The sequence below is a fragment of the Anoxybacillus eryuanensis genome (assembly GCF_051200995.1).
Classification (GTDB): domain Bacteria; phylum Bacillota; class Bacilli; order Bacillales; family Anoxybacillaceae; genus Anoxybacillus; species Anoxybacillus tengchongensis.
Genome location: NZ_JBPODS010000004.1, coordinates 116864 through 139183, shown reverse-complemented (window position 1 = coordinate 139183; position 22320 = coordinate 116864). Strand labels below are relative to the sequence as shown.

Below are 22320 nucleotides of genomic sequence, written 5' to 3'. Positions count from 1 at the left end.
ACAATAGGCGATTAGCTTTTTTTTGCTAGTAAATGTTCGTATTTTGTAAAATCAATTTGTTTTTCTCGTAGTGCTTTCATTAAAAATTTATGGTCCCGTTTTGGTGTGGCGAGAATATAGCCACGGACAACTAAATCTTCTGTAATTCGATTCACTTTCTCTTGTAACGCTAACTCTCCAATTTTGCCAGCGATTTTTTGGCGAGCTACATCACGAAACAGCTCGGGAACAGGACGAACTAAATCTTCAAGTAACTCTTTTTCTTTCTCAGACCATAAATGACGCGTTTGTTCAATGTAATACTCTTGCCAGTCTAATTCAGATTTCCCATCTTCTTTTGGCAAACGTTTTAAAAATTTTCGAAACATAAAAAACCCACCGATCGACATCATAACAAGAAGAAAAACGACCCAAAATAAAATAAACCATAAAAACCAACCTGTTAGCATACATTCCACCTCAACGTTTATTATGTAAAAAAATAATAACGGAATCAAGTAAAAGAGCTGACAATGGCGTCAGCTCTTTTACATATCGTGACTTGAGTTATGCTTTTGACGGGTATGATTCTGATTTTTTACTTTTTTTGAACCACTAAGTGGTTCTGGTTGTCCCGAGTTATCTCCTTTTGGAGCATTTTTGCGCATATCTTTGCTTGTATTTTTGTTCATGTGGATACACTCCTTTCTTTCATATGATGGCATGATAAACGGTATTTATGCATATTTCGTCCGTGAATAGGCACGATAATAGTAAAAAGAGAGGAAGTGAATAACATGCCTTACCATAAAAACAAACAACAAGCATTTGAAGCTGCGCAACGAGGAACAATGGAGGCAAAAGAATGGTATGATCATCTTGTGAAAAGTGATGCAGATTACGGAAGTCAATTGCACCACTTAAAACAGGAGGTAAATGAGGCGTTTGAGCAAATTAATAACGCACTCGAAGTAGCTTCCGAAAAACAAAGAAAACAGCTTGAACAATTTCGTCACGATTTGCAAGCAATTGTGGACGAAGTGAACATGTATGAATAATCCCGCTTCGAGCGGGATTATTGATTTTTCTTCCGTTTTTTATTATTTTGTTTTTGCGCTTCTGTTAGCGGTTCATTGGAAAACTCTTCATTGTAGCCCGCACCTTTTCCTTGTGCGCTCGCATCGTTCATGCCAGGAATGACATGATTAGCTTTTCTCTTTACCATCTTTTTTCACCTCCTACAACTATTGTTGGAAAGAGAGCAAAAAAATATGCATTTATCTGAAACTTATAAACAATTATTATTTACTTATGTAGAGCATTGTATTAAGATAAAAGCGTAGGAATTTTGTGGGTGTGGGAGAAGATGATTTGTTTAGAAGGGGGTAATACATAATGGTGAAAAATGATGTGTTTCAAGCGCGTTCTACATTTGAGGTAAACGGAAAAAAATATCATTACTATCGCTTGCAAGCGCTTGAAGAAGCAGGAATCGGGAACGTATCACGTCTTCCGTATTCCATTAAAGTACTTCTTGAATCAGTACTTCGTCAAGTTGATGGACGTGTCATTACGAAAGAGCATGTTGAAAATTTAGCGAAATGGGGAACGAGCGAACTAAAAGATGTAGATGTTCCATTTAAACCGTCTCGCGTTATTTTGCAAGACTTTACAGGTGTTCCTGCTGTTGTTGATTTAGCATCTATGCGCAAAGCGATGGCGGACATCGGTGGAGATCCGTATGAAATTAACCCCGAAATTCCTGTTGATCTTGTGATTGACCACTCTGTTCAAGTGGATAAGGCTGGAACAGAAGATGCGCTCGAGTACAATATGAATTTAGAATTTGAGCGCAATGCAGAACGCTATAAGTTTTTAAAGTGGGCACAAAAAGCGTTTAGCAACTATCGTGCTGTTCCTCCAGCAACGGGTATTGTTCACCAAGTTAACTTAGAGTATTTGGCGAATGTAGTGCATGTTGTTGAAGGGGAAAATGGTGAGTATGAGGCGTTCCCGGATACGCTTGTCGGTACAGACTCCCACACAACGATGATTAATGGCATTGGTGTACTCGGTTGGGGCGTTGGTGGTATCGAAGCAGAAGCAGGTATGCTTGGACAACCTTCTTACTTCCCAGTACCAGAAGTGATCGGTGTACGTTTAACAGGAAAATTACCAAACGGTACGACAGCAACAGACCTTGCGTTAAAAGTCACACAAGTGTTGCGGAAAAAAGGCGTTGTCGGCAAGTTCGTTGAATTTTTCGGCCCAGGTGTTGCCACATTGCCATTAGCTGATCGTGCGACAGTGGCAAATATGGCACCTGAATATGGTGCGACATGTGGCTTCTTCCCGGTGGACGCAGAGGCGCTTGATTACTTGCGTTTAACAGGTCGTGACGAGCAACATGTGCAAGTGGTTGAAGCATATTGCAAGGCAAACGGTTTGTTCTATACCCCAGATACACAAGAGCCTGTATTTACAGATGTTGTTGAGATTAACTTATCAGAAATTGAACCAAATCTTTCTGGACCAAAACGTCCACAAGATTTAATTCCGCTTTCAAAAATGAAAGAATCGTTCCGTCAAGCGGTCGTTTCTCCACAAGGAAACCAAGGTTTTGGCTTGACTGAGGCGGATTTTGATAAAGAAATAACAGTTACGTTAAACGGCGAAGAAATAAAAATGAAAACAGGTGCGATTGCAATTGCGGCTATTACAAGCTGTACGAACACATCTAACCCATATGTGTTAATCGGTGCAGGACTAGTGGCCAAAAAAGCGGTAGAAAAAGGTTTGAAAGTGCCGAAATATGTGAAAACATCGCTTGCACCTGGTTCAAAAGTTGTCACAGGGTACTTAAAAGATTCAGGTCTTCTCCCTTACCTAGAGCAAATTGGCTTTAATATCGTCGGTTACGGTTGTACAACATGTATCGGTAACTCTGGTCCACTTGCTCCAGAGCTTGAAAAGGCGATTGCAGAAAATGATTTGCTCGTAACAAGCGTATTGTCTGGTAACAGAAACTTTGAAGGGCGCATTCATCCGCTCGTCAAAGGCAACTATTTAGCGTCACCACCGCTTGTTGTGGCATATGCACTAGCTGGAACCGTCGACATCGATTTATTAAATGATCCGATCGGTAAAGATCAAAATGGAAATGATGTGTACTTTAACGATATTTGGCCATCTACTGAAGAAGTGAAAGAAGTTGTGAAACAAGCGGTAACACCAGAATTGTTCCGTAAAGAATACGAGCGAGTATTCGATGATAACGCGCGTTGGAATGCGATTGAAACGACGGACGAGCCACTTTATCAATGGGATGAAAATTCAACGTACATTCAAAATCCACCATTCTTTGAAGGACTATCGCCAGAAGTGGAAGAAGTAAAACCACTTACTGGTTTGAGAGTGGTTGGTAAGTTTGGTGACTCTGTTACAACAGACCACATTTCACCAGCTGGGTCAATTGGTGTAAATACACCAGCAGGACAATATTTGATTTCTAAAGGTGTCGATCCAAAAGACTTCAACTCGTATGGGTCTCGTCGTGGTAACCATGAAGTGATGATGCGAGGTACGTTTGCTAACATTCGTATTCGTAACCAAATTGCACCTGGTACAGAAGGTGGCTATACAACATATTGGCCAACAGGAGAAGTCATGTCGATTTACGATGCATGCATGAAATATAAACAAGATGGCACAGGACTTGTTGTCATCGCTGGTAAAGACTACGGAATGGGAAGTTCGCGTGACTGGGCAGCAAAAGGAACGTACTTGCTTGGTATTAAAACAGTTATTGCTGAAAGTTTTGAGCGCATCCACCGTTCAAACCTTGTACTTATGGGTGTATTACCACTTCAATTCAAAGAAGGGGAAAATGCTGAGACGCTTGGATTGACAGGTAAAGAAGTATTTGAAGTGCATATTGATGAAAACGTCAAACCGCGCGACTACGTCAAGGTAACAGCAACAGACGAACAAGGAAACAAAAAAGAATTTGAAGTACTTGTTCGTTTCGATAGCGAAGTAGAAATTGACTACTATCGCCATGGCGGTATTTTACCGATGGTATTACGCGAAAAATTAAAACGATAAGAAGAGAGCAGACCGCTCTCTTCTTTATTTTTTGTTCGTTTTTTTCGCCGCATGTTCTAAGGCACTTTTTGGCTCGGGTGTAAATGTAGCATCATATCCTTGTGGATTGACGCTTGGAGCGTTTTGCCCACGATTCCTTCCGTTATTTTTACTCATTATGTCCACCTCCTGTGCATATTGTATCCGTCTCTTTCGAAAAATATATATAAAGAGGAGGCAGTGACATGAATCGAGCCATTCAAACAGCATTATGTACAATTGCGTTAGCGCAATTTTTAAAAATTCCATTGACGAAAAGAAAAACAAAAAAGTGGGATTGGTCGCTTTTTTTTGAAACAGGAGGTATGCCAAGTTCACATTCCGCGGGTGTTGCTTCGCTGGCCACATATGTTGCTTTAAAACGGGGAGTGCATAGTATAGACTTTGCTCTTGCTTCTATTTTTGGTTTAATCGTTATGTATGATGCTCAAGGTGTGCGTCATCAAGCAGGAGAGCTAGCTATTCGTGTGAACGAATTAACTGAAGAGATTGAGCGGTTAAAAGGTGCTGAAGATGATGGAAAGCTGGATCGAAAAGAAGAATTGTTGCGGGAACGGCTTGGTCATCAACCAATTGAAGTCATTGGTGGGGCGTTTCTCGGTATCGTCACAGGGGGATTATCTTATGTAATAAGTAGATGGAAGCGCTCGCTATGAAAGGCGAGCGCTCTTCTTTCTTTGCCATATATGTTGAGGAAGTTCAGATAATACCATCCCTAATAAAATGAGCCCAGCTCCAAATAAAGCTGCTTGTTGAAGGCGTTCATCATTCCATATATATGCAGTTAAAGCGGCAAAAACAGGTTCGAGAGCAAAAATTAAAGCAACACGCGTTGGAGATGTATATTGTTGAAAATGCGTTTGAATAAAGAAAGCAATTGTTGTTGCGAACAGTGCGGTAATGAGTAGAGCCATCCATACATCAAATTCAAAAAAAGTGGCAAGCGGAATAAGAGACCAGTCTTCAAACCAATATGAACATATAAAACAAACGATAGATACGGTTTGAACTTGAACAGCAGTTAGTAGGATAGATGAAAATTTTGTTGCATATATGCTTGTTGACACGATATGTAGCGCAAAAGCAATGGCGCATAAAAACACAAACACATCGCCTTTGTTGATTGTCATATCTCCGCTTGTGGTCAAAAGATATAGCCCGCATGTAGCCAATATACTTCCGACCACAGCGTTAAACGAAGGTTTATGTTTTAAAATGATAAATGAGAGGAGAGGAACGATAACAACATTTAATCCAGTAATGAATCCAGCTTTTGACGAAGTAGTATACAATAAGCCAATTGTTTGAAAGGCATATCCAAGACATAACCATATGCCAAGAATCAATCCAGCACGGACGAGTTGTCGATCTAGAGGCTTGCGCTCGAAGATAAATACCCAAATCCATAACAATACACTTGCGATCGCAAAACGTACGCCATTAAACATCAATGGGGGTAAAAAAGCAATGGCGTTTTGAACGACGACAAACGTAGCACCCCAAACGAATGCAACAAACAATAGACTAACGTCAGCTTTGTATTTCATTTGACTCTCCTTTGCAAAAAAATGTTGTATAAGACCGAAGTCTCATACAACATTTTACCATCATTCTGTATATTTTGGGGATATTTTTTTTGCAAAATATACAAACGGTGTATCCAACATCGCAACAATCCATTTCAGTACATACGTCGTAATAAAAATTTGTATCCAATCATGTAACGGAAATACACCGAGAAAAGCAATGGATGTGAAAACGAGCGTATCGATCAATTGGCTAATCATTGTACTTCCATTATTACGAATCCAAAGCTGAGAATCGCGCGGAAATTTCTTTTTAAACCAATGAAATAAGTGAACATCAAGCGATTGACTAATTAAAAAAGCAAGCAAGCTACCAAGCGCGATACGTGGCAATAAACTAAAAATCGTTTCTAACGCTGGTTGAGCAAAGTCGCTCGCATGCGGCTGAAACAATAAAGCGATTTGCATGACGATTGTGAGGGAAATAAGTGTAAAAAAGCCGAGCCATACCGCTTTTTGTGCTTCTTTTTTCCCGTATTTTTCGCTTAAAATGTCTGTCACTAAAAAAGCGGTTCCGTACATGACGTTTCCAAGTGTAGCAGTCATCCCGAACAATTCAACCGTTTTGACGACTTGTAAATTAGCAACGACAGTCGAAAAGCCAATCCATACGAATAAACCTGAGCGACCAAAGAAACGATAAATGAGCAACACAAGTGAAAATGTGACGATCGCAGAAAAAAGACCGAGTATTTCGTTAAACACGGTGATCCCTCCTCGTATGAAAATAAAGACACAAACGATATTATACAACTGACATCATTTTTTGTCTAAACTGTTATAATAAAATAAAAAGAAAAGGTGAGCGATATGAAGGTTTTTATGGAGTGGATATATGTAACACCGAAGAAAAAGGAAATGGTGTGGACATCAACAGAGATGGAAGTGACGGAGGCTTTAATTTTTGCAGAGGATATAGAAAAAACAGGGAGAGTGAAACAACTTTTATTTTATGATGCAAGCGATGTGGCGTGGACGAAAAAAGAGTTAATCAAGCTAATGAAAGAAATTGAAACGGAACCGCATGATGTGATTGCTTATTTTGACGGTGGGTTTGATCGTCAGTCAAAAAAAGCAGGGGTTGGCATCGTTATTTATTATAAACAAAACGGTGAACAATTTCGGATGCGAGCAAATGCGCAGTTAGATGAATTGCAGTCAAATAATGAAGCGGAGTATGCGGCATTTTATTTTTTACTCGAACAAATCGAGCATCTCGGTGTCCATCATTTGCCTGTTGTATTCCGCGGGGATGCGCATGTTGTATTGCATCAACTATCTAGTGATTGGCCTGTGTTTTCAGATGAGGGAAGATGGGTGAAGAGAATTGAGCAAAAAATGGAGAGGCTTCGTATTTCTCCTATTTATGAACCGATTGGTAGAAAAGAAAATAGTGAAGCCGATCAGTTAGCAACGCAGGCGCTTCGAGGGACGATGATTAGAAGTACAATACAATTGGAGCGTAAACGATGAATCGAAAAGACGTGTTGTTTCGGATAAATGAATTATTCGATACGTATTGCGAAGGCTGTTTTGTAAAGAGAACGTTTTGCAAAGAGTGCGGAAAATCGTATGCACAATCGTTTTGTATTCAAATGTGTACAGTAGGGGAAAAAATTCAACAATACGGTCAGTTGCTCGCGAAACAAAAAACGTAACAAGGTGCCCCAAGTATACGGGACACCTTGTTGCTACATATGATTCATCGTTTCAGTTAATTGATGGTGTGCATCTGCTAGTTCTTTTTCGCATTGCAAAAGCAAGGGATCTTGCGTGCTTGTTTTGGCACGCGTAATCGCTTCTTTTGCATTTTCAATTGCTTGTTTTGCATGAACAAAAGCGTGTTCATCTAAGCTCATCGTTGCTGCTGCAACCATTTTTTTCGCTGATTCAACTGCCAAATGTGCATTTTCAATTTTCGTAAATACGCTATCAGCCTGAAGATGTGGGTTCTTTGGATTTTGTGTCATCGTCATCCCTCCTCGCTTGTAGTATTTGTGTGAAAAGAGGAGAGTATGTAATAAAAAAGACCAGCATTTGCTGGTCTTTTCGTCGAGCTATATATGAATCATCTCAGACGATTATAATTTCACTACGTTTGCAGCTTGAGGGCCACGGTTTCCTTGAACGATTTCAAAAGAAACAGCTTGACCTTCTTCTAATGTTTTGTAACCTTCACCTTGGATTGCTGTGAAGTGTACGAATACATCGTCTCCGCCTTCTACTTCGATGAATCCGTAACCTTTTTCGTTGTTAAACCATTTTACTTTACCGTTTTGCATAATACTGAATCCTCCTAATACCTTTTAGCCAATAGGCTAATGAAAAAATTTTTCATATAACGGAATATACTCACAGCAACCACTCGGTGCAGGACATATATTCAGTTAGATGATAATTAGACTATACACGAATGATGAGGAAGAGTCAAGACAAAAAGGCGATTTTTTCAAAAAATTTTTTAAGAGAAGGATTTTTATCTTAAGTGCATAACATTAACAGTAAGGAGTATAGAAAGGAAGTGAGTGGCATGTATCGTGGTCAAATTCGTGGGAAAGAAGTGATCATTAAGTTAAGCAATCATGTACGGAAGCAAAAAGTTGATCAAGAAAAGTTATATCACACGGTTTTAGCATTTGGTGAAGCAGCATTTGATCAACAGAAAGAACAATTTGGCATTGTAAGCAAACAAGGTTTAATTGTTGCCTCAGTTGAACAACACGATTTGCCTGTGATTTCGGTTGATTATATTATTCCGTCCCATCACGTATACGACTAAAGCCCAGAATGATCTGGGCTTTAACAACGTTAGGAGCTGTTAAGTCAGGAATTTTTTATGGAAAAGAAATGTGAAAATATATATGATTGTAAATATATTAAGAATAAAGGTGGGAAAGTATGATGATGAAGCAATGGACGATTCAAACGACGAAGCGAGATGAGTTTGTAGACATTACTTCTTTTGTTCAATCTTTTATTACAGAGAGTGGTGTACAAGAAGGAATTGTTGTTGTTTATTGTCCGCACACGACAGCAGGAATCACGATTAATGAAAATGCCGATCCCGATGTCAAACGAGATATGATTCGCCGTTTTGATGAGTTGTATCCATGGCATCATCCACTCGATCGACACGGCGAAGGAAACACAGCAGCACATATGAAAGCAAGCACAGTTGGTTCATCAGCGCATGTTATTGTCACAAAAGGTCAGCTGCTTCTTGGGACGTGGCAAGGCATTTATTTTTGCGAGTTTGACGGACCGCGAACGCGCACGTTTTATGTGAAGGTGATGGAAGGATGAACGGACAACGTATTTTGCCAGCAGTGCGCTCGATGAAAGATTTTGATAAACTAATAAAAATGAATTATGAATATGGGGTGTTTTTAGACATTCATATCGGTATGTTGAAAAGCGTGTATACATATGCAAATGAGCATGGGAAAAAAATGTTTCTTCACGTTGATTTAATACAAGGGTTAAAAAGTGATGAGTATGCGACGGAATTTTTATGTCAGCTCGTTAAACCATACGGACTGATCTCAACAAAAAGTAGTGTGATTACGAAAGCAAGGCAAAAAGGTGTTGTTGCGATTCAACGCACATTTATTATTGATTCAAATGCCTTTGAGCGAAGTGTTCAGCTTGTAGAAAAAACAAATCCGGATTATATTGAAGTATTGCCTGGTGTTGTTCCAAAAGTCATTGCTCAACTTCACGAACGAACCGGAAAGAAAATTATTGCTGGAGGGTTAATCGAAAACGAAACCGAAGTCGAAGCAGCGCTTGCGGCAGGAGCTGTTGCGGTAACGACATCAAATGTCGAACTTTGGCGGTATTTTGCTCCGTAATAAATGTATTGACAGCGTTTTCGAAATTGATTAGTCTTATAGTAAGTTCATCATGTTAGTGACGGAGAAACGGAGACTCACACGCATTTTTATTGATTGCGCTGTGGGTCTTTTTTTGCAAGGGGGATAGGTATATGTACATTTTAGCTCTTGATCAAGGAACAACAAGTTCACGTGCCATTTTATTTAACAAAAAAGGAGAAATTGTTCATATTGCACAAAAAGAGTTTACACAATATTTCCCACAACCAGGCTGGGTAGAACATAATCCAAATGAAATTTGGGGTTCTATTTTAGCTGTTATTGCGACAGTATTGTCAGAAGCAGCTATTGAACCAAAACAAATTGCGGCCATTGGTATTACAAACCAACGTGAAACGACGGTCGTATGGGACAAACAAACAGGACAGCCGATTTATAACGCCATTGTATGGCAATCACGTCAAACAGCACAAATTTGCGAACAATTAAAGCGGGCTGGATATGATGATATATTTCGGAAAAAAACAGGTTTGTTGATTGACGCTTACTTTTCGGGAACGAAAGTGAAATGGATTTTAGATCATGTCGAAGGAGCACGTGAAAAGGCGGAACGCGGTGACTTATTGTTCGGGACGATTGATACGTGGCTTACTTGGAAATTGTCTGGTGGAAAAGCACATGTGACAGATTACTCTAACGCGTCAAGAACGTTAATGTTTAACATTTATGAACAAAGATGGGATGAAGAAATACTTGATATTTTACATGTACCAAAAACGATGTTGCCAGATGTTCGACCATCTTCAGAAATTTACGCACATACAGCACCGTACCATTTCTTTGGGCAAGAAGTGCCGATTGCTGGAATCGCAGGAGATCAGCAGGCAGCTTTATTTGGGCAGGCGTGCTTTGAGGAAGGGATGGCGAAAAACACATACGGCACAGGTTGCTTTATGTTAATGAATACAGGTGAAAAAGCAGTTCAGTCTAAACACGGCTTATTAACGACAATTGCATGGGGAATTGATGGGAAGGTCGAATATGCGTTAGAAGGAAGCATTTTCGTTGCTGGATCTGCTATTCAATGGTTGCGTGACGGATTGCGGATGATTAAGGAAGCAAAAGATAGTGAGGCATATGCGACAAAAGTACAATCAACAGATGGGGTATATGTTGTGCCTGCGTTTGTAGGACTTGGAACACCATATTGGGACAGCGATGTACGAGGAGCGGTATTTGGCTTGACACGTGGTACAACAAAAGAACATTTCATTCGAGCGACACTCGAATCGCTCGCATACCAAACAAAAGATGTATTAAAAGCAATGGAAGCAGATGCGGGCATTACGTTAAAAACATTGCGTGTTGATGGTGGGGCAGTAAAAAATAACTTTCTAATGCAATTTCAAAGCGATATTCTTGGCGTACCAGTTGAGAGACCGGTTGTGAACGAAACAACTGCTCTCGGTGCTGCTTATTTGGCAGGACTTGCGGTTGGATATTGGAAAAGTAAAGAAGAGATTGCGAAACAATGGAACATTGACCGTGCTTTCGAACCGAAAATGGAGGAAGACACTCAACAACGTCTATATGATGGGTGGAAAAAAGCAGTTCGTGCTGCGCAAATGTTTAAATAAAGAGTCAAACCGACTGTCTTTTGGGCAGTCGGTTTTTTACAAATAAAACTATGTTCTAAATAATAAATAAGAAAAACGAAATATTTCGTCAATATAATCGTTTTCATATAAAAAAAAATGTGCTATTATAATCAGTAAAAAGACAAAAAAAATTTTCATTCTTAAAGAAATGTGAGGTTTATATGGTATACGATGGAATTATTTTAAGCATTCTAATCGGTTTATTTCGTGGAGGCAATTTTAAAGGGATCGCAACATTGAAGTTAAAAGGCGGTTGGATCTTCCCTGCGTTGTTGGTTGTGCAATGGATTTTCTTCCTATTGCAAGACCGAATTGCGATTTTAGCGAATATAAGCAACACTACATTTATTATCGTTTACATTGTCGGATTAACATTTATTTGGCTTAATCGCCATTATCCAGGGATGAAGACGATTTTTGCTGGAGTGCTCTTGAATTTCATTGTCATCGCGCTAAACGGTGGGAGAATGCCTGTATCGCTTGAAGCTACACAAGCGGTTTTAGGACAAGAATATGTTGAACTTTTGAAAACAGGGCTTTACGGGAAACATACGATTATTACAGCTGATACTATTTTCCCGTTTTTAGGTGACATCATTCCGTTAGCACCGCCTTATCCGCGAGCGAAAGTCATTAGCATTGGCGATGTTGTCATGAATATTGGCGTCTTTTTGTTTATTCAGTATTTAATGATGAAAGAAAAACAAACAAATTCTCTTCAACCAACACATGAAGGGAGGTGAAAAGCATGAACGCACGCGTGAAAAATGTACTTATTAACTTAATTGTTATCGGTTCTGTTGTTGTGGCGTTGACATCTGCAATTAAAGTAATTGGATAGGGGGGGGATCACTCCCTTTATTTATATTGTTTTTTTAAATACAGCTTCAGGATGAGTGATAGGCATATGACGATTCGATCTAAAGTGTATATTTGTATTTTAGGGATATTTGCTTGCGTTTTGAGTGCTTTAATGTTTGATTTCTCTATTCCTTTTCCGACTCTTGAAGAATGGGTGTGGATTTATTTTTTATCTATTTCGTCATTTATTCTTAGTCGTTTTGAAATTCAAATTGTTCAAAATAAAAGTTCGTTTTCTATGGATTCAGCTGTTTTTTTGGCGGCATCTCTTCATTTCGGATTTTTTATTCCATTTTGGGTTTTGTTGCTTTTTTATTTGATGCAAATGACTTATAACCGAACTGTTCCGATATGGGCTCATTTTCTGAATTTTTTTATGTATTTAATCATGATACTTGTTACTAGCTTTTCTTTTAGTTTCCTGAATGGAAAAGTGGGAGGAGAAATCGTATATAATCTATCTCCTTATTTTTTGAGTTTAATTATGTATTTTTTAATTAATGTAATTATTTTGATTGGATTTTATCGTTCTGCGCAATCAAGATTTACTGGGGTATTTAACTTAGGCCTTTTAAAAGAAGTATTTTTTGTGTATTTTGTCACGCTTCTTCTTTCTTTAGTGCTTATTATTTTGATTGATAACGAAGGGTTTTTTGGTTTGTTTTTGTTTACAGTTTTAGTTGTTTTATTATCCATTACATTTGGAAAAGTGCTTGAGTGGTATCAAGAAATGGCAAATCAAGCAAATAAAGATTACCTCACCGGCTTATATAACCACGGATATTTTAAAGATTATTTAAAGGAACTGTTTCGAGAGACGAAAAAAACGGGTGAGCGGTTTTCACTTGCTTTTTTAGATTTAGATCATTTTAAAAAATATAATGATTACCACGGTCATGTGCAAGGAGACAGATTATTAAAATTTGTCGGGGAGTATTTAAAAAACGAAACGAAAGATCGTGGTTTTACAGTAGCACGATATGGTGGAGAAGAGTTTGCGATCATTTTGCCGAAAACGGAGAAACACGAAGCAGCAGCTTTTATGGATCAATTGCGGAAAAAATTAAATGACACGCCATTTGATGGGGTTGAACGACTTCCATATCGTTGTATTTCGTTCTCATGCGGAATTGCTGAATATGAATCTGACATGTATGAAGAAAGTGAACTGCTACATAAAGCTGACCAAGCGCTTTATTATTCGAAAGCACAAGGGAAAAATAATGTACAATTATATGACGAAAAAAGAATATCTCGTGATGCATTGAAATTTAAAGAAGATTTAGATGCTATTGAAGAACAGTTAAAATTGCTTCTTTATAAAGATGTATATACATACCGTCATAGTAAGCGTGTATTTACATACGCGATGGAGTTTAGTGATCGTTTGTCTCTTACGGAAGAAGAAAAACGAACTCTTATTTTAGGTGCACTTGTTCATGATATCGGCAAAATCGAAGTTTCTCGAGATATTATTAACAAAACAAGCAAACTCGACCGTGATGAATGGGAAATAATGAAAAAACACGTCATATGGGGAAAAGAGATTGTCCTTTCCGATGGTCGGTTTGAAGAAGTTATTCCGCTTGTCGAACTTCATCATGAACGTTATGATGGACGAGGTTACCCTTATGGGCTACAAGGTGAAGAAATTCCAAAATTAGCACGTATTTTATGCATTATTGACTCATTTGATGCGATGACAACAGACCGCCCGTACCAACGAACGAAAACATTCTCCGAAGCGATTGTTGAATTGCGACGTTGTTCTGGGACGCAATTTGATCCTCAATATGTCGAGCCATTTATCCAAATGATTGAAGAATATTATCCTGAGAAAATTGGAAATACAAGTGAAACTGTCTCAATATGAGACGGTTTTTATTTTTCTGAAAAATGAGCGTTTTTGAATGATATATAAAAAATAATGATTATTTTTGATTAAAATTGAATGAATTTGATTGATTTTTTACGTATACTTCGGTATGATAAAGATGTAAGCGATTTAAAAAAGGAGGTGTGAAATTGTTAACACCGGAACGACATCGTATTATTTTGCAGTTGTTACAAGAAAAGGAAGTTGTAAAGTTACATGAATTGGTCGAAGTAACGCAATGCTCAGAATCGACGATTCGACGTGATTTAAGCCAGCTGGAAAAAGAAAAAAAATTGAAGCGTGTCCATGGCGGAGCAGCGTTATTACAACAAAAAAGAGAAGAGTTGAGCGTTTTTGAAAAATCGACCAAAAACATTCATGAAAAACAGCTCATTGGCGAGTATGCGGCCAGTCTTATTCAAGATGGAGATTGTATTTATTTAGATGCAGGAACGACAACATTCCAGATGATTCCTTATATCGAAGCAAAAAATATTGTTGTAGTCACTAACGGTATTATGCATATTGAGGCACTATTAGAAAAAGACATTCCAACATATCTCGTTGGGGGGTTCATTAAGAAAAAAACAAATGCGTTAATTGGTCGAGGAGCGATCCATTCCTTGCAGCAATATAGCTTTGATAAATGTTTTATTGGAGTAAATGGTGTTCACATTGATTTTGGGTATACAACTCCCGATCCCGAAGAAGCATTTATGAAACAAACAGCGATTCATTTATCACAACGAGCGTTTGTATTGGCAGATCACTCGAAACTAAATGAAAGCACATTTGTGAAAATTGCACCATTACAAGAAGCAACGATGATTACGGATGAAACAGATGAAGAATTGCTAGCAATGTATGAAGAAAAAACGACAGTAGAGGTTGTGAAATCATGATTTATACATGCACATTAAATCCTTCCGTCGATTATGTTGTTGAAGCACAACAGATCGAACTTGGAAAATTAAATCGGGCAACAAAAACGGCATATTTTCCAGGCGGGAAAGGGATTAATGTATCACGCGTATTGAAGCGACTACATGTTCATAATGTTGCGCTTGGTTTTATTGGTGGATTTACAGGTCAGTTTATTGCTGATGAATTGAAAAGGGAGCATATTTTAACAGATTTTATTGCTGTACCTGGACAAACGCGATTAAACATTAAGTTAAAAGGGGAAAAAGAAACAGAAATAAATGGCGAAGGACCTGTCATTAGCGATGAACATAAAGAAGCAATGATCAATAAAATTAAGCAACTAAAAAAAGGAGATATACTTGTTTTAGCAGGAAGCCTTCCGCCCTCGGTAGATGATACATTTTATGTCACTATGATAGAAGAAGCAAAAAAACGACGGGTTCCTGTTGTTGTTGATACGAGTGGTAATGCATTGAAACAAGCAATCGCATACGAACCATTTTTACTTAAACCCAACCAGACCGAGTTAGGGGAATTGTTCGGAACACATATTCATAGTCGACATCAAATCATCGAATATGGAAAAAAACTAATTGACAATGGCGTGCAACATGTCATCGTTTCCCTTGCAGGAGATGGAGCGATTTTGTTCCATAAAGATGTCATATTAATCGCTCAAGCACCGAAAGGAATAGTGAAAAATTCGGTTGGTGCCGGTGATTCAATGGTAGCTGGGTTTTTAGCTGCATATGTAAATGAAGCATCGCTTGAAGAAGCGTTTCGATATAGCGTTGCGGCGGGGAGTGCGACAGCGTTTTCTGAAGATTTATGTACAGAAGAAGAAGTTCATCGCTTACTAGGTGAAGTGAACATCACACGAATGGAGGATCGTGTATGAGAATAACAGATTTGTTGACAGAAGACACAATTATTCTTGACTTAAAAGCCCAAACAAAAAAAGAAGTGATCGAAGAATTAGCAAATGTTCTTGAAAAAACGGGGAAATTGCACGATCGTGAGACATTTATCGAAGCGATTTTTGCCCGTGAAGCGCAAAGTACGACAGGGATCGGTGAAGGAATTGCCATCCCTCATGCCAAAACAAAAGCGGTTCGCACGCCAGCTGTTGTTTTTGGTCGTTCGAAAGATGGAATTGATTACGACGCGTTAGACGGAAAACACAGCCACTTGTTTTTTATGATTGCAGCGCCAGAAGGAGCCAATAACACACATTTAGAAGCGTTATCTCGATTATCGACATTATTAATGGATTCATCATTTCGATCAAAAATTGAAAACGCTTCAACAAAGCAACAGATCATTCAAGCGATTCAGGAAAAGGAGGGAGAAATGGTGAAAGAAGAGAAACAACAGTTTGGAAATGGAAAGAAAATATTAGCCGTTACAGCTTGCCCAACAGGAATTGCGCATACGTATATGGCAGCTGATGCCTTAAAGGCGAAAGCAAAAGAAATGGGGGTCGAGATTAAAGTAGAAACGAACGGTTCTAGCGGGGTGAAAAATGAGTTAACACAACAAGAAATTGACGAAGCGGTTGCGATTATCGTTGCAGCGGATAAACAAGTGGAAATGGATCGATTTGACGGCAAATATGTCATCCAAGTACCTGTTGCCGATGCGATTCGTAAACCAGAGCAACTCATTGATCGAGCATTAAAACAAGATGCTCCAATTTATCGTGCAAGTGGTGGAAACCGTTCGTATGCACCAAAAGAACGAACAGGATTTTATAAGCATTTAATGAACGGCGTATCGAATATGCTTCCGTTCGTTGTTGGTGGCGGTATTTTAATTGCAATCTCATTTATTTTCGGTATTAAAGCATTTGATCCAAATGATCCGTCGTTCCACCCGATTGCGAAAGCGCTTATGGACATTGGCGGGGGCAGTGCTTTTGCGCTTATGATTCCTGTGTTAGCTGGCTTTATCGCAATGAGCATCGCGGATCGTCCAGGATTTGCGCCCGGAATGGTCGGAGGATTTATGGCAGCAAATGGTGGTGCAGGATTTTTAGGTGGACTGATCGCTGGCTTTTTAGCAGGTTATCTTGTTGTCGGATTAAAAAAATGGTTTAGTCGTTTGCCACAATCACTTGAAGGGATTAAACCTGTTCTTCTTTATCCGTTATTCGGCATCTTGCTCACAGGACTTATTATGATGTATATCGTTATTGATCCAGTAAAAGCACTAAATGAAGGAATGAAAACATGGCTTCAAAATATGGGTACAGGCAACCTTGTTTTACTTGGTCTTATCCTCGGTGGTATGATGGCGGTTGATATGGGTGGACCAATTAATAAAGCAGCGTTTACGTTCGGTATCGCAATGATTGATGCAGGAAACTATGCCCCACATGCAGCTATCATGGCGGGTGGAATGGTTCCGCCATTAGGATTGGCGCTCGCAACAACGCTATTTAAAAAGAAATTCACAAAAGCAGAACGAGAAGCAGGAAAAACGTGCTATATTATGGGAGCTTCGTTCATTACAGAAGGGGCTATTCCGTTTGCGGCAGCTGATCCAGGACGTGTCATTCCATCAATTATCGTTGGTTCAGCAATTGCGGGCGCATTGACAATGGTGTTTGGTATTGGTCTTCCTGCACCACATGGCGGAATTTTCGTAATCCCAATTGTAAAAGGAAATCCGTTTTTGTATGTGCTTGCAATTTTAGTTGGCTCGCTCGTAACAGCATTAATGGTCGGATTATGGAAAAAAGAAGTGAAAGAGTAATAGATCAAGCGCGCGCGATGGTAAAAATCGCGCGTTTTTCTTTTTAAAAAGTTTTGACAAAGATAATCATTATCATTTAATATATAATTGTTGAAAATGATTATCAATAATATAGATAGGGGGATGACTAATGTCAAAAGTTATCATGGTATTTACAAGTATGACAGGCAATACAGAAGAAATGGCGGAAGCAATTGCTGAAGGTGTTCGTGAACAAGAGATTGAATTAGATGTCAAAGAGGTATTAGAAGCCACTGCGACAGAGCTTGAGCAGTATGACGGTATTTTACTTGGAGCGTACACATGGGGAGATGGAGAGCTGCCAGATGATTTTTTAGATTTTTATGATGAATTGAATGACGTGGACTTAACAGGAAAAAAAGCAGCTGTTTTCGGCTCATGCGATTCAAGTTATGAAAAATACGGTGCTGCAGTTGATATTTTAATGGAAAAGTTACAAGAGCGAGGAGCTGAAGTCATTCTTGATGGACTAAAGATCGAACTGACGCCCACAGATGAAGATAAGCAATTATGTATTGCGTTCGGGCGTGATTTTGCCAAGCAATTATAAGAGGCCACTTTATATACGGCCTTTTTTCATTAACTAAACTATGTTCTAAATAATCAACAAAAACAAAAAAGAACAAGTCAATAACTAACTTGTTCAAACTGATGTCGCTTTGACGATTTTTCGATATCCGACTTATAATAAGATGGAAAATACATATATACATCTGTTCCGTGACCCACTTCGCTATGAATAAATAAATCACCTTTCATTGTTTCAACGATACGGTATACAACCATCATCCCAAGACCCGTTCCCTTCGTTCCTTTTGTCGTAAAGTAAGGTTCCCCTAGGCGTTCAATTTGTTCTTTTGTCATACCAATTCCTGTGTCACTGATATGAATTAGTACGTAATCTTTATCAATAGACACATTAATACGCAATATTCCTCCGTGTGGCATCGCTTCAATCGCATTTTTCATGACGTTTAATAAACATTGTTGGAACTTTGGTCGTTCTCCTTTCACTGCAAATGGTACAAGAGATGCTTGAATTTCGATGCTGTTCATGTTGGCAAGAGGACGTAAAATATCAATTACCCGCTCAATTTCTGTCTTTACATTTAATTTTTCGACGTGCTCTGGCGCTGGTTTTGCGAACGTTAAATAATCGGTAATAATCGCTTCTGCACGATCAATTTCTTCAATGGCGATTTGAATATATTGTTTATCTTTATAATTCATTCGTTCACTTTGTAATAACAATTGCATAAATCCTCTCGATACGGTTAACGGGTTGCGCACCTCATGTGAAATCGAGGCGGCTAAATGTCCAACGACTTCCATCTTTTCAGCACGAATAATACGTCGACGAAGTTCACTATGTTTTTGAATAGTTTCAGTAATATAAGCACCTAAAAACGCAGCAAGTGGTTGCGCTGGAAAATACGTGCTGATAATATGTGACAGTTGATATTCATCAACAATCCATATCCCAGAAAATGCAATTGTCAAAATCGTTGTTCCGACAGATAGAAGGGTAATCGTAACAATTCGATTTTTAACGGACAAATATGTTTGGAACTTTTGATAAAAAAAGAAACAAATGATGACTTGGATTGCTGTAATTATCATCGTTACAATAATACCTTCTGTACCGCCAATTATAATCCGATAAATGACAGTAACGATTGAAAGAAAAATAGCAGAAAACGCCCCACCATATAAACCACCAATCCAAATGGCGACTTGACGCAAATCGAAAATAAATCCTCCTGTTGTATGTATAGGAAATGTCATGCAAAATATAATGCATACCCCAATAGCGATCGTTTTCAAGATTGTTTTTAAGTGATCGGATATGCGACGTTCTTCAAGCCAAATTGGAATGATTAATAGTGCTAGTATAATAAAAAATAAGTTTAACAAAATCTCTTTAATTAGCGAGGGCATATGAAGCCGCTCCTTTCGACATATGTTTGAATAATTTGAATATTTCCGTCGAATCGTCTCTTTCATTGTAAGCTAAGTTAACGATGGTGTGAATGTGTAACTGTTCGATGTTTTTTGTCATGTTTCAACAAAATTTGCGCTATTTTGCATTTTTATATGATATGATGGGGAAAAAGGAGATGAGAGAAATGGTTGAGAAAGCATTGGCGAATAAAAAAATTGTGATATGTGCCTCCCGTAAAATTGAAGAAATGAGTGCACTTATCGCTAAGCAAGGAGGCATTCCGATTTCACGACCTGCTCAAGGAACGATGTTTTTTAATGAAGAGCTGAAGCAACAACTTTACGAAATTGTGAATGAGCAAAACGACTGGTTTATTTTCACGACAGGAATTGGTGTCGAAACGCTCATGAAAACAGCGGACGAATGGGGAATGAAGGAATCGTTACTTGAAGCGATTCGTCAAGCACATGTGGCGGTACGTGGTTATAAAACAATGAATGTGTTACGTACGTACGGCATCAGTCCGCATATAACGGCAGATGATGGAACAACACAAGGTCTTATATGTGCTTTAGAAGATGTGGAATGGAAAAACAAAAATGTAGTTGTTCAGCTCTATGGGGACTCAGCTCCGTCGTTAAAGCAGTTTTTAGTCAACCAAGGGGCTTTATATAAAGAAGTATGGCCATATCTTCATACCCCACCTACACTAGATATGATGGAACCGCTTATTGATGAAATCATTTCTCAATCTGTACAAGCGGTTTGTTTTACATCAGCTATTCAAGTGCGTTTCTTTTTTTCATTTGTGAACGAACGGGGATACATACGTGAAATCAAACGGGCGTTTGATGAAGATGTGGTAGCTGTTGCGGTTGGGAAGGTGACAAAAGAAGCGTTACATGAAGAAGGGGTTGCACGTGTCATTGCGCCAGCTCACGAACGGATGGGAGCGATGATTGTTGAGCTTGCTCAATATTTTGATAAGCAGTAGCTGTGCATACAGGCATGCACAGCTACAGATGAAATGATTCAACCATTGTACGCAGTTGCTCGCTAAGTTTAGTAAGTGTTTGAGCAGCGGAAGAAATTTGTTCGTTCATGGCTAGCTGTTCTTCTACAGTTACTGCGCTTTCTTTACTTTTTTGCATGACTTGTTGTGATAGTTGCTTTAATTGTTTCATTGTTTGTGTTAGTTCGTTCGAAACTGCCGTCATTTGTTCAATGGCTGCGGATGTGGTTTGTATTTTTGAAAATACTTGTTCAACAGACTCATTGATGGCGTAAAATGAGTGTTCCGTTTGTTCATAGTATATTGCACCGTCCGTAAGTTTTTGTGTATTCTGTTCCATTGCTTTGGAAACTTTTTTCGTTTCTATTTTTATTTTCTCAAGCATCATCTCAATTTCTTTTGCCGCATCTTTTGATTGCTCAGATAGTTTTCGCACTTCATCGGCGACAACGGTAAATCCTTTTCCATGCTCTCCTGCTCTGGCTGCTTCAATTGCGGCATTTAATGCAAGTAAATTTGTTTGTTCAGCAATTGCCGTAATGACGTTTGTAATTTTCCCGATTGTTTCTGAACGACTTTCTAACGACTCAACAAGTGTTTTGGTTGCAAACATGGCAGCGCGTACTTCATTTGCTTGCGTCGAAACAGCCTGGATAGCGTTTTTCCCTTTACTTACAGATTCATATGCTCGCTCCGCTGATGTAAGTAAATCTTCGCTGTTTTCAGCAATTTGATTCATTCCGATCGATAGTTCATGCAATGCATGATCAGACGCTGTCAACATGTGTAGTTGTTTTTGCGCTTCGGCATATGTTTGTTCGGCCATTTCCGTGGCTTTTTCAGCTGACTGTGTACTTTGTTCGGCGCTTGCTGTAAACTGTTCTGCTTGTGATGCCACTTGGATTGATACTTTTTTCATTGTTTGTATCGTTTCTTTTAAATGCCTTTTCATACGATTAATTGATTCAATCATATGTCTTGTCTCGTCTTTTGTTTTAACTAATAAAGGGGGAGAAGATAAATCTTGTTTTGCCACACGTTGTAGTTCATCAGATACGAGGAGAATAGGTTTGGCAATTTGACGACTGACTAAAAAGGAAGCGATGCCACCTAGTAAAACAAGGGATGTGATGCTCGTAAGTGATATAATGTACGTTTGTCTCATGTAATGTTCAATATGCTGTTGATCCGTTACTAATAGTTTTTTCTGTCGTTGCAACATTTGTTCAGCTGTTTGTAAAAAGAGACTTCCTGTTTTTTGTAGTTTTTGAATGACGTTTGACTGTTCTAGTTTGTTAGTTGTGCGTAAAAATTGCTGGACGAGTTGAAAATATTCATATTCTAGTTGTTGTAATTGATTGACAATCGCTTTGCTTTCTGATGTTGATAACATCGAGTTTATTTGCTCATAATTTGTATAAAACAGTCTTCGTTTTTCTTCGTAACTCGTTAAAAAGTCGTTGTCTTTTAGTAGTAAATAAGTAAGTATATCCTTCCTTTCTTCGTAAAAAATAGTAACCATTTCGTCTGTTTTCGTAATGACATTGAAACGATGATTGATTAAACGTTTATACATTTCATTTGTTTCATTCATTCTAAATATTTGAAATCCTCCTATACATATCACGAACAACAAAACGATGAAAAATCCTAAAAATATTTTTCGACTAATGCTCATTTTCTTACTCCTTTCTCTATTTGTCCAATTTATTATATGCTTGAAACAAGAGG

Annotated in this window: 26 protein-coding genes; 16 read left to right on the top strand and 10 right to left on the bottom strand. The window is 38.6% G+C overall.

What is annotated here, in order from left to right:
- Nucleotides 1-11 precede the first annotated feature (11 nt).
- Both HNQ84_RS07100 and HNQ84_RS07095 read right to left on the bottom strand, forming a co-directional pair.
- Nucleotides 12-449, bottom strand: a complete 438-nt coding sequence (locus HNQ84_RS07100; protein WP_032099536.1) for a DUF2621 domain-containing protein — start codon at nt 447-449, stop codon at nt 12-14.
- 78 nt (nt 450-527) lie between these two features.
- On the bottom strand, nt 528-671 hold the full coding sequence (locus HNQ84_RS07095) for a small acid-soluble spore protein P (protein ID WP_183243671.1): 144 nt from the start codon (nt 669-671) through the stop codon (nt 528-530).
- A gap of 105 nt (nt 672-776) precedes the next feature.
- On the opposite strand from HNQ84_RS07095, the gene HNQ84_RS07090 reads away from it, so the two are divergent.
- A complete protein-coding gene (locus HNQ84_RS07090) occupies nt 777-1037 on the top strand; it encodes a hypothetical protein (protein ID WP_435621639.1) in 261 nt (86 codons plus the stop codon).
- A gap of 17 nt (nt 1038-1054) precedes the next feature.
- On the opposite strand, the gene sspO is transcribed toward HNQ84_RS07090, so the two are convergent.
- Nucleotides 1055-1204 carry a small acid-soluble spore protein SspO gene (gene sspO, locus HNQ84_RS07085; protein WP_032099534.1) on the bottom strand — a complete coding sequence of 50 codons (150 nt, stop codon included), beginning with the start codon at nt 1202-1204 and terminating at the stop codon, nt 1055-1057.
- A 170-nt stretch (nt 1205-1374) separates the two neighbouring features.
- On the opposite strand from sspO, the gene acnA reads away from it, so the two are divergent.
- A complete protein-coding gene (gene acnA, locus HNQ84_RS07080) occupies nt 1375-4083 on the top strand; it encodes an aconitate hydratase AcnA (protein ID WP_435621638.1) in 2709 nt (902 codons plus the stop codon).
- Nucleotides 4084-4107: 24 nt separating this feature from the next.
- On the opposite strand, the gene HNQ84_RS07075 is transcribed toward acnA, so the two are convergent.
- Nucleotides 4108-4239: a small, acid-soluble spore protein L gene (locus HNQ84_RS07075; RefSeq protein WP_435621637.1), complete on the bottom strand. Its 132-nt coding sequence runs from the start codon at nt 4237-4239 to the stop codon at nt 4108-4110.
- A 68-nt stretch (nt 4240-4307) separates the two neighbouring features.
- Between HNQ84_RS07075 and HNQ84_RS07070 the strand changes: the two genes are divergently transcribed.
- Complete coding sequence (locus HNQ84_RS07070) at nt 4308-4778, top strand: divergent PAP2 family protein (protein WP_435621636.1); 471 nt, start codon at nt 4308-4310, stop codon at nt 4776-4778.
- Here HNQ84_RS07070 and HNQ84_RS07065 read toward each other — a convergent pair.
- Complete coding sequence (locus HNQ84_RS07065; protein ID WP_435621635.1) at nt 4773-5669, bottom strand: DMT family transporter; 897 nt, start codon at nt 5667-5669, stop codon at nt 4773-4775. The genes HNQ84_RS07070 and HNQ84_RS07065 overlap by 6 nt on opposite strands.
- Nucleotides 5670-5729: 60 nt before the next feature.
- On the bottom strand, nt 5730-6413 hold the full coding sequence (locus HNQ84_RS07060) for a queuosine precursor transporter (protein ID WP_435621634.1): 684 nt from the start codon (nt 6411-6413) through the stop codon (nt 5730-5732).
- Nucleotides 6414-6530: 117 nt separating this feature from the next.
- On the opposite strand from HNQ84_RS07060, the gene HNQ84_RS07055 reads away from it, so the two are divergent.
- Together HNQ84_RS07055 and HNQ84_RS07050 are read left to right on the top strand one after the other, a co-directional pair.
- Nucleotides 6531-7181, top strand: coding sequence for a ribonuclease H family protein (locus tag HNQ84_RS07055; RefSeq protein WP_435621633.1), 651 nt, complete (start codon nt 6531-6533; stop codon nt 7179-7181).
- The gene (locus HNQ84_RS07050; RefSeq protein ID WP_183243680.1) at nt 7178-7366 is read left to right on the top strand and encodes a zinc-finger domain-containing protein; all 189 of its coding nucleotides are present in this window, start codon (nt 7178-7180) and stop codon (nt 7364-7366) included. The genes HNQ84_RS07055 and HNQ84_RS07050 overlap by 4 nt, the downstream gene beginning before the upstream one ends.
- A gap of 33 nt (nt 7367-7399) precedes the next feature.
- Here the strand turns inward: HNQ84_RS07050 and HNQ84_RS07045 are convergent, their stop codons facing one another.
- Nucleotides 7400-7678 (bottom strand): DUF2564 family protein, encoded by a 279-nt coding sequence (locus HNQ84_RS07045; RefSeq protein WP_183248742.1) that lies wholly within the window; start codon nt 7676-7678, stop codon nt 7400-7402.
- A 111-nt stretch (nt 7679-7789) separates the two neighbouring features.
- Entirely contained in the window at nt 7790-7990 is a 201-nt protein-coding gene (gene cspD, locus HNQ84_RS07040) for a cold-shock protein CspD (RefSeq protein WP_003398931.1), read from the bottom strand.
- Between the two features lie 248 nt (nt 7991-8238).
- On the opposite strand from cspD, the gene HNQ84_RS07035 reads away from it, so the two are divergent.
- From HNQ84_RS07035 to HNQ84_RS06990, 10 genes are all read left to right on the top strand, one after another.
- Complete coding sequence (locus HNQ84_RS07035; protein WP_032099526.1) at nt 8239-8487, top strand: hypothetical protein; 249 nt, start codon at nt 8239-8241, stop codon at nt 8485-8487.
- A gap of 122 nt (nt 8488-8609) precedes the next feature.
- Nucleotides 8610-9011, top strand: a complete 402-nt coding sequence (locus HNQ84_RS07030) for a secondary thiamine-phosphate synthase enzyme YjbQ (protein ID WP_435621632.1) — start codon at nt 8610-8612, stop codon at nt 9009-9011.
- Nucleotides 9008-9559, top strand: a complete 552-nt coding sequence (locus HNQ84_RS07025) for a glycerol-3-phosphate responsive antiterminator (protein ID WP_183248738.1) — start codon at nt 9008-9010, stop codon at nt 9557-9559. The genes HNQ84_RS07030 and HNQ84_RS07025 overlap by 4 nt, the downstream gene beginning before the upstream one ends.
- A 134-nt stretch (nt 9560-9693) precedes the next feature.
- Complete coding sequence (gene glpK, locus HNQ84_RS07020) at nt 9694-11178, top strand: glycerol kinase GlpK (protein ID WP_435621631.1); 1485 nt, start codon at nt 9694-9696, stop codon at nt 11176-11178.
- A 182-nt stretch (nt 11179-11360) separates the two neighbouring features.
- Nucleotides 11361-11942: a DUF5317 domain-containing protein gene (locus HNQ84_RS07015; RefSeq protein WP_435621630.1), complete on the top strand. Its 582-nt coding sequence runs from the start codon at nt 11361-11363 to the stop codon at nt 11940-11942.
- 149 nt (nt 11943-12091) lie between these two features.
- Nucleotides 12092-13933 carry a bifunctional diguanylate cyclase/phosphohydrolase gene (locus tag HNQ84_RS07010; protein ID WP_435621629.1) on the top strand — a complete coding sequence of 614 codons (1842 nt, stop codon included), beginning with the start codon at nt 12092-12094 and terminating at the stop codon, nt 13931-13933.
- 152 nt (nt 13934-14085) lie between these two features.
- A complete protein-coding gene (locus HNQ84_RS07005) occupies nt 14086-14838 on the top strand; it encodes a DeoR/GlpR family DNA-binding transcription regulator (RefSeq protein ID WP_435621628.1) in 753 nt (250 codons plus the stop codon).
- Nucleotides 14835-15758 carry a 1-phosphofructokinase gene (gene pfkB / locus HNQ84_RS07000; protein ID WP_435621627.1) on the top strand — a complete coding sequence of 308 codons (924 nt, stop codon included), beginning with the start codon at nt 14835-14837 and terminating at the stop codon, nt 15756-15758. Before HNQ84_RS07005 ends, pfkB begins: the two co-directional genes overlap by 4 nt.
- Nucleotides 15755-17614 (top strand): PTS fructose transporter subunit IIABC, encoded by a 1860-nt coding sequence (locus HNQ84_RS06995; RefSeq protein ID WP_435621626.1) that lies wholly within the window; start codon nt 15755-15757, stop codon nt 17612-17614. Before pfkB ends, HNQ84_RS06995 begins: the two co-directional genes overlap by 4 nt.
- A gap of 130 nt (nt 17615-17744) precedes the next feature.
- Nucleotides 17745-18185 (top strand): flavodoxin, encoded by a 441-nt coding sequence (locus HNQ84_RS06990; protein ID WP_435621625.1) that lies wholly within the window; start codon nt 17745-17747, stop codon nt 18183-18185.
- 77 nt (nt 18186-18262) lie between these two features.
- Here HNQ84_RS06990 and HNQ84_RS06985 read toward each other — a convergent pair whose 3' ends face one another.
- A complete protein-coding gene (locus HNQ84_RS06985) occupies nt 18263-19573 on the bottom strand; it encodes an ATP-binding protein (RefSeq protein WP_435621624.1) in 1311 nt (436 codons plus the stop codon).
- Between the two features lie 164 nt (nt 19574-19737).
- Here HNQ84_RS06985 and HNQ84_RS06980 point away from each other — a divergent pair, with 164 nt between their 5' ends.
- Nucleotides 19738-20571 carry a uroporphyrinogen-III synthase gene (locus tag HNQ84_RS06980; RefSeq protein WP_435621649.1) on the top strand — a complete coding sequence of 278 codons (834 nt, stop codon included), beginning with the start codon at nt 19738-19740 and terminating at the stop codon, nt 20569-20571.
- Nucleotides 20572-20593: 22 nt separating this feature from the next.
- On the opposite strand, the gene HNQ84_RS06975 is transcribed toward HNQ84_RS06980, so the two are convergent.
- A complete protein-coding gene (locus HNQ84_RS06975) occupies nt 20594-22267 on the bottom strand; it encodes a methyl-accepting chemotaxis protein (protein WP_435621623.1) in 1674 nt (557 codons plus the stop codon).
- Between the last annotated feature and the right edge of the window lie 53 nt (nt 22268-22320).

Bases quoted from the DNA above. Each gene is read 5' to 3' on its own strand.
- HNQ84_RS07100 (WP_032099536.1), bottom strand. From the start codon at position 449: ATGCTAACAGGTTGGTTTTTATGGTTTATTTTATTTTGGGTCGTTTTT.
- HNQ84_RS07095 (WP_183243671.1), bottom strand. From the start codon at position 671: ATGAACAAAAATACAAGCAAAGATATGCGCAAAAATGCTCCAAAAGGA.
- HNQ84_RS07090 (WP_435621639.1), top strand. From the start codon at position 777: ATGCCTTACCATAAAAACAAACAACAAGCATTTGAAGCTGCGCAACGA.
- sspO (WP_032099534.1), bottom strand. From the start codon at position 1,204: ATGGTAAAGAGAAAAGCTAATCATGTCATTCCTGGCATGAACGATGCG.
- acnA (WP_435621638.1), top strand. From the start codon at position 1,375: ATGGTGAAAAATGATGTGTTTCAAGCGCGTTCTACATTTGAGGTAAAC.
- HNQ84_RS07075 (WP_435621637.1), bottom strand. From the start codon at position 4,239: ATGAGTAAAAATAACGGAAGGAATCGTGGGCAAAACGCTCCAAGCGTC.
- HNQ84_RS07070 (WP_435621636.1), top strand. From the start codon at position 4,308: ATGAATCGAGCCATTCAAACAGCATTATGTACAATTGCGTTAGCGCAA.
- HNQ84_RS07065 (WP_435621635.1), bottom strand. From the start codon at position 5,669: ATGAAATACAAAGCTGACGTTAGTCTATTGTTTGTTGCATTCGTTTGG.
- HNQ84_RS07055 (WP_435621633.1), top strand. From the start codon at position 6,531: ATGGAGTGGATATATGTAACACCGAAGAAAAAGGAAATGGTGTGGACA.
- HNQ84_RS07050 (WP_183243680.1), top strand. From the start codon at position 7,178: ATGAATCGAAAAGACGTGTTGTTTCGGATAAATGAATTATTCGATACG.
- HNQ84_RS07045 (WP_183248742.1), bottom strand. From the start codon at position 7,678: ATGACACAAAATCCAAAGAACCCACATCTTCAGGCTGATAGCGTATTT.
- cspD (WP_003398931.1), bottom strand. From the start codon at position 7,990: ATGCAAAACGGTAAAGTAAAATGGTTTAACAACGAAAAAGGTTACGGA.
- HNQ84_RS07035 (WP_032099526.1), top strand. From the start codon at position 8,239: ATGTATCGTGGTCAAATTCGTGGGAAAGAAGTGATCATTAAGTTAAGC.
- HNQ84_RS07030 (WP_435621632.1), top strand. From the start codon at position 8,610: ATGATGAAGCAATGGACGATTCAAACGACGAAGCGAGATGAGTTTGTA.
- HNQ84_RS07025 (WP_183248738.1), top strand. From the start codon at position 9,008: ATGAACGGACAACGTATTTTGCCAGCAGTGCGCTCGATGAAAGATTTT.
- glpK (WP_435621631.1), top strand. From the start codon at position 9,694: ATGTACATTTTAGCTCTTGATCAAGGAACAACAAGTTCACGTGCCATT.
- HNQ84_RS07015 (WP_435621630.1), top strand. From the start codon at position 11,361: ATGGTATACGATGGAATTATTTTAAGCATTCTAATCGGTTTATTTCGT.
- HNQ84_RS07010 (WP_435621629.1), top strand. From the start codon at position 12,092: ATGAGTGATAGGCATATGACGATTCGATCTAAAGTGTATATTTGTATT.
- pfkB (WP_435621627.1), top strand. From the start codon at position 14,835: ATGATTTATACATGCACATTAAATCCTTCCGTCGATTATGTTGTTGAA.
- HNQ84_RS06995 (WP_435621626.1), top strand. From the start codon at position 15,755: ATGAGAATAACAGATTTGTTGACAGAAGACACAATTATTCTTGACTTA.
- HNQ84_RS06990 (WP_435621625.1), top strand. From the start codon at position 17,745: ATGTCAAAAGTTATCATGGTATTTACAAGTATGACAGGCAATACAGAA.
- HNQ84_RS06985 (WP_435621624.1), bottom strand. From the start codon at position 19,573: ATGCCCTCGCTAATTAAAGAGATTTTGTTAAACTTATTTTTTATTATA.
- HNQ84_RS06980 (WP_435621649.1), top strand. From the start codon at position 19,738: ATGGGGAAAAAGGAGATGAGAGAAATGGTTGAGAAAGCATTGGCGAAT.
- HNQ84_RS06975 (WP_435621623.1), bottom strand. From the start codon at position 22,267: ATGAGCATTAGTCGAAAAATATTTTTAGGATTTTTCATCGTTTTGTTG.